8 protein-coding genes and 1 pseudogene are annotated in these 9490 nt (G+C 44.6%); 4 read left to right on the plus strand and 5 right to left on the minus strand.

The annotated features are described in order from the left end of the window. Positions 1-322 precede the first annotated feature (322 nt). Positions 323-2026 carry a gamma-glutamyltransferase gene (ggt, locus tag B3763_RS02995; RefSeq protein WP_348655155.1) on the minus strand — a complete coding sequence of 568 codons (1704 nt, stop codon included), beginning with the start codon at positions 2024-2026 and terminating at the stop codon, positions 323-325. Positions 2027-2030: 4 nt separating this feature from the next. Beyond that, positions 2031-4427, minus strand: coding sequence for a S9 family peptidase (locus tag B3763_RS03000; protein WP_189630974.1), 2397 nt, complete (start codon positions 4425-4427; stop codon positions 2031-2033). Between the two features lie 230 nt (positions 4428-4657). Here B3763_RS03000 and B3763_RS03005 point away from each other — a divergent pair, with 230 nt between their 5' ends. Continuing rightward, complete coding sequence (locus tag B3763_RS03005) at positions 4658-5035, plus strand: response regulator (protein ID WP_189630975.1); 378 nt, start codon at positions 4658-4660, stop codon at positions 5033-5035. On the opposite strand, the gene B3763_RS03010 is transcribed toward B3763_RS03005, so the two are convergent. Further along, complete coding sequence (locus tag B3763_RS03010; protein WP_189630976.1) at positions 5032-6390, minus strand: sigma-54-dependent transcriptional regulator; 1359 nt, start codon at positions 6388-6390, stop codon at positions 5032-5034. The genes B3763_RS03005 and B3763_RS03010 overlap by 4 nt on opposite strands. A gap of 232 nt (positions 6391-6622) precedes the next feature. Between B3763_RS03010 and B3763_RS03015 the strand changes: the two genes are divergently transcribed. Both B3763_RS03015 and B3763_RS03020 read left to right on the plus strand, forming a co-directional pair. After that, a complete protein-coding gene (locus B3763_RS03015) occupies positions 6623-7630 on the plus strand; it encodes a formimidoylglutamase (protein ID WP_286743532.1) in 1008 nt (335 codons plus the stop codon). Positions 7631-7721: 91 nt separating this feature from the next. Beyond that, positions 7722-8123: a hypothetical protein gene (locus B3763_RS03020; protein ID WP_286743534.1), complete on the plus strand. Its 402-nt coding sequence runs from the start codon at positions 7722-7724 to the stop codon at positions 8121-8123. Between the two features lie 100 nt (positions 8124-8223). Here B3763_RS03020 and B3763_RS03025 read toward each other — a convergent pair whose 3' ends face one another. After that, the gene (locus tag B3763_RS03025; protein ID WP_286743537.1) at positions 8224-8658 is read right to left on the minus strand and encodes a peptidylprolyl isomerase; all 435 of its coding nucleotides are present in this window, start codon (positions 8656-8658) and stop codon (positions 8224-8226) included. A gap of 78 nt (positions 8659-8736) precedes the next feature. Here B3763_RS03025 and B3763_RS03030 point away from each other — a divergent pair, with 78 nt between their 5' ends. Continuing rightward, complete coding sequence (locus B3763_RS03030) at positions 8737-9162, plus strand: DUF4442 domain-containing protein (protein WP_286743540.1); 426 nt, start codon at positions 8737-8739, stop codon at positions 9160-9162. Between the two features lie 63 nt (positions 9163-9225). On the opposite strand, the pseudogene B3763_RS03035 reads toward B3763_RS03030, so the two are convergent. Next, positions 9226-9490 (minus strand): annotated as a pseudogene (locus B3763_RS03035) (MaoC/PaaZ C-terminal domain-containing protein); the annotation flags it as partial.

Below are 9490 nucleotides of genomic sequence, written 5' to 3' on the forward strand. Positions count from 1 at the left end.
TGTTTTTCCGGCATGACGTTCTTTCCTTACATCGAACTCAGGTTACTTAAGTCGAATGGCTTATGTTTTGACATTTTGTCGCCATTTGTGTCTTCACAATTGGCCCATTTCTGGTGCTGTGAAGGCACAACTTATAGCTCAAGTGATCTATTTGCTTTTATGCGATCTAACTAAATAAATAACCCTCTAACCTTACAAGAAGAAGATTCACGCTGTATTGGGAATTTCGTTTAGCCTTTGAGACAGCTTCTTTGCATAGGGGGTAACAGCTGTTTATCTATTACAAGGGCGTATAACTTATCTTGTTATAGTTTTATATTTTTTAATAACCGGCTGCAGCATCATCGCCTCTTGGGTCTGCACCAGCTTCCAGTCGGCCGTCAGGCAAAACCAGTATTGCATCAACCCGGCCCATGGCTCCACCTTCATTCATGGTGTGGCCCATTTTTTTGAGTTGAGCAACCACAGCACTATCCAGGCCATTGCGCTCGTATCTTACCTGGTCGGGTAGCCATTGATGGTGAAAGCGAGGGGCTTCTACTGCCTCCTGCATACCCATTTCAAAATCGACTACATTGAGAATGGTTTGAAAAACAGAGGTGATAATCGTACTTCCACCGGGTGTTCCTACAACCATAAATAGTTTGCCATTACGGGTTACGATTGTGGGCGTCATAGAGCTGAGCATGCGTTTTCCTGGTGCAATGGCATTTGCTTCACCACCAATCAGTCCGTACATGTTAGGTTCTCCGGGCTTAATACTAAAGTCATCCATTTCATTGTTGAGCAAAAAGCCGGCACCGCCTACAAATACTTTAGAGCCCATACCTCCATTGAGGGTAGTGGTTACGGAAACCGCGTTTCCTTCTTCGTCTACCACCGAAAGGTGGGTGGTTTCTTCACTCTCATAGGCCATGGGTTGGCCGGCCTGAATTTGCGCACTTGGTGTAGCCACGTTAGGGTCGAAGTTTTTCATTCGCTCGAGGGAATAGTCTTTAGACAGCAAGCCTTCTCTGGGCACATCCCAGAAATCCGGATCGCCAAGGTGCTTGGCCCTGTCGGCATAAACTCTGCGTTCGGCCTCTACCATGGCATGTACTGCAGCCACACTATGAAAGCCCGACTTTTGTAAGTCCAGATTTTCTACGCTATTGAGAAGTTGCGCAAGCGCCACACCTCCGCTCGATGGTGGAGGCATGGAAATGAACTCATAGTCTTTGTAACTTCCCGTTATGGGCTTGCGCCACGCGGCCTCATATTGTTCCAGGTCTTCCAGCGAAATCAGGCCATTGCCGCGCTCCATTTCTTCCACAATGAGTTGGGCAGTTTTTCCTTTATAGAATCCATCTCTTCCCTCATCTCTGATGCGGATTAGCGTTTCGGCCATTTCCTTATTCCTCACAGTGTCGCCTTCTTTCCACTCGCTGCCTTCATTGGCCAGAAAGAAATCGGGCAACTCGGTATTGTATTCAATAAATGCCTCTCGGTTACTATTTAGCTTTCCTGCTTCACGTGCTGTTAAAGCCCAGCCATTGGCCGCTATATCTATAGATGGTTGTACCAATTCAGCCCAACTTAGTCGTCCGTATTTCTCATGGGCAGCCGCTAGTCCGGCTACGGTTCCGGGTACTCCGGCCGCCAGGTGGCCACGGGTGCTGGCTCGGTCTATTACCTCCCCATTGGCATCCAGATACATATCGCGTCCTCCGGCCAGTGGAGCTTTTTCGCGGTAATCGAGAGTAGCAATTTCGCCATTGGCCATTCGGCTTACCATAAAACCACCGCCTCCAATGTTGCCTGCTCCGGGATACACAACCGCCAGGGCAAGTTGGGTAGCAATAGCAGCATCAACAGCATTGCCTCCTTTTTGGAGAATGGATTTACCAACCTCTGAAGCCAAAGGGTGGGCTGAGACCACCATTGCTTTTTCGGTAATAAGACCTCTCTTTACGGTAGCCTTTTCTGCGGGGCTTGCACAGGCCCACAGACAAAGCACTAATACTAATGATGCTGCTTTTTTAATCATGTGACTATTTTTTACCAATGGTGTTTTCGAAAAGCTTGAAAATTCGCTTGTACTCATCTGTCCAGCTCGATGGTTCCGTAAAACCGTGGTTTTCAATAGGGTATAGGGCCATTTCCCAATTGTCTTTACCCAATTCTATAAGTCGCTGAGCCAAACGTACCACATCCTGGAAGTGTACATTGGTATCTACCATACCATGGGCAATAAGTAGGTCTCCTTGTAGTCCTTCGGCAAAATAAATGGGTGAGCTTCGTTTAAAGGCAATGGGGTCTTCTACGGGAGTGTTCAATATGTTGGAGGTGTACCCGTGGTTGTAGTGTGCCCAGTCGGTTACCGAACGCAATGCTGCTCCTGCGGCTATCACATCGGGGTGTTTGAACATAGCAAAGAGGGTGATAAATCCGCCATAGGAACCACCGTACATGCCTATTCTTCCAGCTTCAACACCGTGTTCGCGCATTAAATAACGAGCTCCATCAATTTGATCGGAAAGATCTTTACCTCCCATATGTCTGTAAATACCTGTTCTCCAATCTCTTCCATACCCGGAACTAGCTCTGTAGTCGATATCCAGCACGGTATAGCCTTTGGCCATGAGCATGTTATTGAACATAAACTCCCTAAAGTAGGTGCTCCACCAGAAGTGTACATTCTGGAGGTAACCGGCTCCGTGTACAAATATTACACCTGCTCCATTGGGGTTTTGGGGCTTGTATAGCCTGGCGTGTACATCGGCTCCATCTTCTGCCTTAAAGGTGATTACCTCCGGTTGATGCCAGTCGTATTGCTTAAAACCATCGCGAAGACTTTCGGTAAGTTTCTTAGGTTTTGCTCCGGGCTTATTGTCCTGAACATAAAGTTCGGTGGGTTGGTCGATGTATGAGTATTCAATAGCCAGGGTTTTTTCATCGGGAGAAAGGGTTACGTCATTTCCACCGTCAACCGAAGTGATTTGGGTTGGGGTTCCTCCACGTACTGGCAATGAGTAGAAGTGTCTTATGCCCGGGTGTTTCATATTGGCATGGAAGTACCACTTGCTGCCGTCAGATGAAAGGAAAGGGTTGTATACCTCAAAATTGCCGTTGGTCAATTGCTTGGTTACTCCATTAGACAAATCGTGAATGTATAGGTGAGAGTATCCTGTTTTCTCTGACTGGAAGTATATGGTTTTGTTATCGGGTAAGAAACCAAATGTGCCTGAGAAAGACTCACTACCTATTCCCGGGCCGGCAATCCATGCCTCATCTCTTTGACGGTCTATAGTAATCAGGTCGCCTGTTTCAGGAATAAGGCGCATAATCCAACGGTCTTTGTTATCGTGTGCTCCAAAGTGAGCCACGGCATATTTGCCATCGCCAGACCAGATGATATCGTTGCCCGATACATTTCGGGGCTCTTCTTTCCATTCTTTATCCGGATAGTCTTTCACATAGTCAGGCAAATCGGTAATACCCGGCAGCTTCATTTTGTCTACCATATAAAAGGTGTCTGCGGCTATGTTGTATATACCTATTTCGGAGTAGCCTTGCTCACCGCCTACCTTGGGCCGAGTGTTAATGTCGGTGGTATAACCGCTAGAGGTTACATAGTTTGGTACAATCGTGTTTTTAGCTCCATTTTCCGGAGAGTGATAAACCATAAAGCTCACAAAACGGCCATCAGGCGAGAGTTGAATATTTCTTACATTTCTCAACTCAATGGTGCTGCGTCTGTCTTCCGACTGTCCAAAGTCGCCACCAAAGAAACCGGAAAAGTTTCTGCGAGGTCTTCTTCTCTGTTCGGCCAAATATTCTGATGTATTCAACTGGTCATCGCGCAGCCAATTGTCTTGCTCTCTGTTGCCTTCCGATCTGCCAATGTTTCTGGAAGAACCATTGTCTTCATCGGGGTTGCGCTCAATAAGGAAGTTAGTCAGTTGCTTCATTAAGCCTGTTTCAGTATCGATGCTGAAAAGGTTGTCATCGGCAATGAAGGTAATGATGTGATCCTTGTGAAAACGCGGATTCGATTCACGTGAGTTGGTTGCGGTGAGTCGTGTTTCTTTATCAGACTTTAGTTCCTTAATGTAAATATCACCGCCCTTTGCATATACAATTTTGGTTTTGTCGCTATTGAACTCGTAGCTGGAGGGCCAACCATCGCTGGTATCTTCAATGGCTTCGGCTTCACCACCGTTCTTACTGATTTTGAAGGCAGAAGAACGTCCGTCAGCATCCGGGTCCCAGTAAAAATAAATGTTCTTGCTGTCTTTAGACCAGCTTACCCGCGAAGGTGAGGTGCCGATAAATTTTTCGGGCGCCTGCATGATCTCCTCTACCGTGAGTTGCGATAGTGGCTTGGTTTGGGCACTTAGCCATACCGCGCAAATAAAAAGCAAACTAAAAAGTCCGAATTTTCTCATGTCTCAAATAATCTTTAACGTGATTGTCAAACATAAATAAAATGCCCGCAAAATAGACCTTAAATTGTGGTGGATGGTTAAATCTTGTTTCGTCCCCATCTGGGACAACTTGTCCAAATATGGTACATCACCGGGCTTTGGTGTAAAACCGTTTGTGCCTTTCGAACCTCGCTCATAACTTTTTGCCTTTTGGCACAGTTAAAGCTGTTATTGAGGAACATTCGTGAGTTATGACAAAGAGAATACTGGTAGTAGAAGATGACCAAAGCACGCTGAAGGCCGTAAAGTTCCTCCTAAGCGATTATTATGAAGTGGTGACGGCCGGAAATGGGGCAGAGGCTATGGAGTGGCTGAGCGACAGCGACTTACCAGATTTGATTATCACTGATATAGAAATGCCGCGTATGTCGGGGCTTGAAATGATTGAGGCATTGGACGATGATCTTCGATTTAGCCAGGTACCGGTTATTGTAATGAGTTCCAATTGCTATAAAGACAGTTGCCTGGAGCGTGAATACGCCAACTATTACGGATGTCTGGATAAGCCTTTGGTGCCTTCAGAATTATTGCTCAAAATAGAAAAGGTCTTTCTGGCCAAAGCTTCTTAGCCTTCTTCCATTTCTTTCAAATAGCGGTATATACTTGATTTGCCAATTCCCAGCTTTTTAGCTACCAGCAGCACGTTGTTATCGTACTTGTCTAAAAAGTGCCTGATAATTTTGAAGGTATAATCGCGCAGAGTCATTTCTTCAAACAAAAACTGTCCTTCTTTTTGCAGGCTGTTAAAGGTGATGTCTTCAGCTTCAATCTCATTCTCTTCACACATAACCGCTGCCAACTCTACCACCGACTTCAACTCGCGCACATTGCCCGGAAAGGGGTATGAGATAAGTTTGTTTTGAGCTTCCTTACTCATTTTTACAGCTCCAAGCTTATTTTCTTTTGCAAATTGCCTGAGCAGGTGCTTGGCAATTAGAATAACGTCCTGACCACGCTCTCTAAGAGGAGGTAGCTCAATAGGAATACCCAACAAACGATAGTAGAGGTCTTCTCTGAAATTGCCCTGTTTTACTTCTTCGGCAAGGTCGCGATGAGTGGCTACAATTACTCGTACATCGAACTTCACTACTTCGTTTCCACCAACCCGGGTTAGTTCTCTTTCCTGAAGCACGCGCAACAGTTTGGCCTGCAGGTTGATGTCCATCTCCCCAATTTCATCTAAGAAAAGTGTTCCGCCATCGGCTTCTTCAAATTTCCCTTTCCTTCGAGCCAATGCACCGGTAAAAGCTCCTTTCTCATGACCAAATAGCTCACTTTCAATCAGGTTTTCCGGAATGGCAGCGATATTGACTGCCACAAAGGGTTTCGATTTTCTGTCTGAATTGTGGTGTATGGCTTTGGCTACAACTTCTTTTCCCGTACCTGTTTCTCCTGTAATACTCACGGTAATGTTGGTCTTTACCGCCTTGTTCATCATTTTAAACACCCTTTTTATAGCCGGGCTTTCTCCAATGATGGTATTCTCGAACTCGTATTTTTGATTGAGTTCTTCTTTAAGTGTGGTGATTTGTTGGGTAAGAGACGACACGCGCTTGGCATTGTTAATGGCATTGAGCAGTCGGTCTTTGGTCTCATTGTCTTTGGTTATATAATCATAGGCCCCATGCTTTAACAGGGTCACAGCCGTATTGATACTTTCTTGTGAAGACACCACAATGACCTGAATTTCGGGGTCGTATTTTTTTATGGCCTGTAGTACCTCTTTGCCCGAAATATCGGGGAGAGAATAGTCTAGTATAACTACTTTGGGGTTTTCATGAAGATTGTCGATGCAAGACTTGCCATCTTCAAAGGCGTGTACTACATGGTCTGGGTTTAGTTCGGCTATGTAACGAACCAATTTCATGTATAAGGGGTCGTCTTCGACCACAAAAATGCGCACCGTTTCGGGTGTATAATTCATGTGTTAACTATCTGGCTGTAGAGAAATGTATAAATAATTTCACGTTTGTTCGGCATCAAGCACTAAGAATTATACCACTCAGCTTTGGTTTAGTTTTCATTATTGCCTGCTTTGCCTCTTTACTAAACGAGGGCTTTTTGCCTTAACTTTTTACAGTTCAGGTAGCGAATATAAGGACTGCCCAAAAGCTTTTTAATTATTTTTGGACGAAATATACACTTAACCCTTCAAAATGATAATTGCGGCAAACCCCGACCAATTGGTGAAGCCTCGTAAAGGAGAAACCCGAGTAGGAGAAACCATGATTTTCTTAAAAGCCAAAGACTGGCAGGCTGCTTTGGGTAAACTCAAAAAAGAGGTTCGGTTCTGTTTAATCGGTATTCCGGAATGTGTGGGAGTAATGGGCAATCATGGCCGACCAGGAACTCAACATGCCTGGGATAGTTTTCTTAGGGCTTTCTGCAATATACAAAGCAACCGGTATCTCCGTGGCAATGAAATATGTGTGCTGGGAGCTGTGAATATTGACGCTATTCAGGAAAAGGCCGATGCGCTCGATTCCGCATCGGACTATTATTTTCAGAAACTGCATTTACTTTGTGAAGAGGTAGACGAGATGGTTGAAAATGTACTTACCGAGGTGAAAGCTGCAGGGCTTATTCCCATTGTAATTGGCGGAGGGCACAACAATAGTTACCCCATAATAAAGGCTTGTGCGGCCGTGGCTCACAAAAAGAAAGTAAATGCCATTAACCTGGATGCACATGCCGATTTTCGGGCACTGGAAGGGAGGCATAGCGGCAATGGTTTTTCGTATGCACGGCAGAAAAAATGCCTGAATCGTTACTTTGCCTTTGGTCTGCATCAGTCGTACAACAGTGAGAATATGCTGAAATCGATGGATGCGGACGAGCAGGTGAAGTATTCTTTTCTCGAAAATATTACTTATCTGGAAAGTATGCTGGCCGATGCTGTTTCTTTTGTTGTTGACGATATGATAGAGTGCGGTATTGAAGTAGACATGGATGCTATTCGTATGATGCCCAGCAGCGCCATGTCACCATCGGGAGTTTCGCTCGAACAGGCCAGGCTTTTTGTTCGACAGTGTGCTAAGAGTCTTAGCCCTGCGTATTTGCATTTGCCCGAAGCAGCTCCTAACGAGGAGTCCGAAAAACTGATGGTGGGTAAGGCGCTGAGCTATCTGGTGGCCGATTTTGTAAAGGCTATCGTTCACCGATAATTGGTCGATGGAATCGGGTTATCGGTCTGGTTTATGAATCCTTAGTCTGTCCTTTCGGGTATATGTGCACATCGGTTAAACGTAAATGACTATGCGATACATTATTTTCTTTGGACTTCTTATGTTCACTGTTCCATCGCTCAAGGCTCAGAAAATATCCACGCTAGAGATTGTGGAAGTATTGAATAAAAACCAGGCAGAGGCGGAATATTACTACCGTAATAACTGGAAAGTACTGAGGGAGCAAGCATTAAAAAGCAATTACATTGATAGCTTTGAGTTTATGATTGCCGGGCCTGAAGATGGAAAGCCGGGACATATTGTACTCTTGACTACCTATGCCAACAGAGAACAGTATGAAAAGGCCGAAGAGAATTTTGGCAAACTCATTGAAGCTTTGGGAGGTATAAAGCTGCTCAATGACAAGAAACCGGCAGACTTTAGAAAGTTTATCTATTCGCGAAGTGAGCTGGTTTCCGAAAGTAAACTATAAGTAACCCATGGCCTCCGGTATCTCGTCTATGAGCTGAAAGATAGGCAATGAATCTTTAGCCATAGTTGTACTGCGCATTGCAAAGGCCATGGGTTAATGGTTAGTCTTCTATAATTACTATTTTTTCAATTTTATCGCCTTGTCGTATGTCGTCAATCACCTCCATACCTTCATAGACCTTACCAAAGCAGGTGTGGTTTCTGTCGAGGTGAGAGGTGTTTTGTCGACTATGACAAATAAAGAACTGTGAACCGCCTGTGTTACGATCGGCATGAGCCATAGAAAGCACGCCACGGTCGTGGTATTGGTTGTCTCCGTCTAACTCACAGTCTATCGAGTAACCGGGTCCGCCATTGCCAATGCCATTGGGACAACCACCTTGTATTACAAAGTTGGGAATTACACGGTGAAAGGTAAGGCCATCGTAAAAGCCTTTTTTAGAAAGGTCTACAAAGTTTTTTACGGTATTGGGAGCGTCTTTCTCATAAAACTCCACTTTCATTAGTCCTTTCTCGGTATGAATTTCTGCTGTCATTGCTTTTTGTTTTATTTAGAACAAAAGTAAACATCAGAGAGAATGTTCAGGCTATCTAACCATACGAAAATCAAATTGATGAATTTTTACCCGCCTTTTCTTGGGGCGGGTATTCGTGTAAACCACATTTCCCCAGACTTTAAAAAGGCGGTTGTGAGCATGAAGCTCAGGTGGTGGAACCGAAACCTGGTAGGGGTGCATTTTGGTGGTTCGCTCATGGCCATGTCAGATGCCTTTTACATGTTGCTCATTTTGCAAAATTTGGGTAAAGAATATATCGTATGGGACAAAGCATCTACCATTCGCTTTAAAAAACCGGGTAGGGGAAAAGTAACCTGTGTTTTTGAGATTAACGATGCCCTTGTGGAGCAGCTTAGATCAGAGGCCGATGCACATGGAAAGACTGAGATTGTGCTTCCTCTGGAAATTACAGACGAAGAAGGCGATGTGGTGTGCGAGTTGGATAAGACTATTTATGTGAGGAAGAAAGAAGTCAGAAATTAACCAGAATAACCTCGGTATCTGCTCTCAGTAAAGATTATCGCCTCAGCGGGAATGACTGGTAGATTAGTTATTAAAATGATATAAGAAGATAAATTCCCCTGTAAAGGCAGGTTTAGGATTGTCTTTAATTTCCAGTGTAACGTTCAGTTGGCACTTGGTAATTCCTCTCAGATCGGCCAGACTGCTTAGCTTTACGCGCAAACGTACCTCAGAATTTACCAATACCGGTTGGTTAAACTTCAGTTTCTCAATGCCATAGTTGATCATCATTTTAATATTGTTGATCTCAGCAATCTGCTCCCATAGGTAGGGAAGTAAAGAAACGGTA

Source organism: Roseivirga sp. UBA1976 (genome assembly GCF_002336325.1).
Taxonomy (GTDB): Bacteria; Bacteroidota; Bacteroidia; order Cytophagales; family Cyclobacteriaceae; genus Roseivirga; species Roseivirga thermotolerans.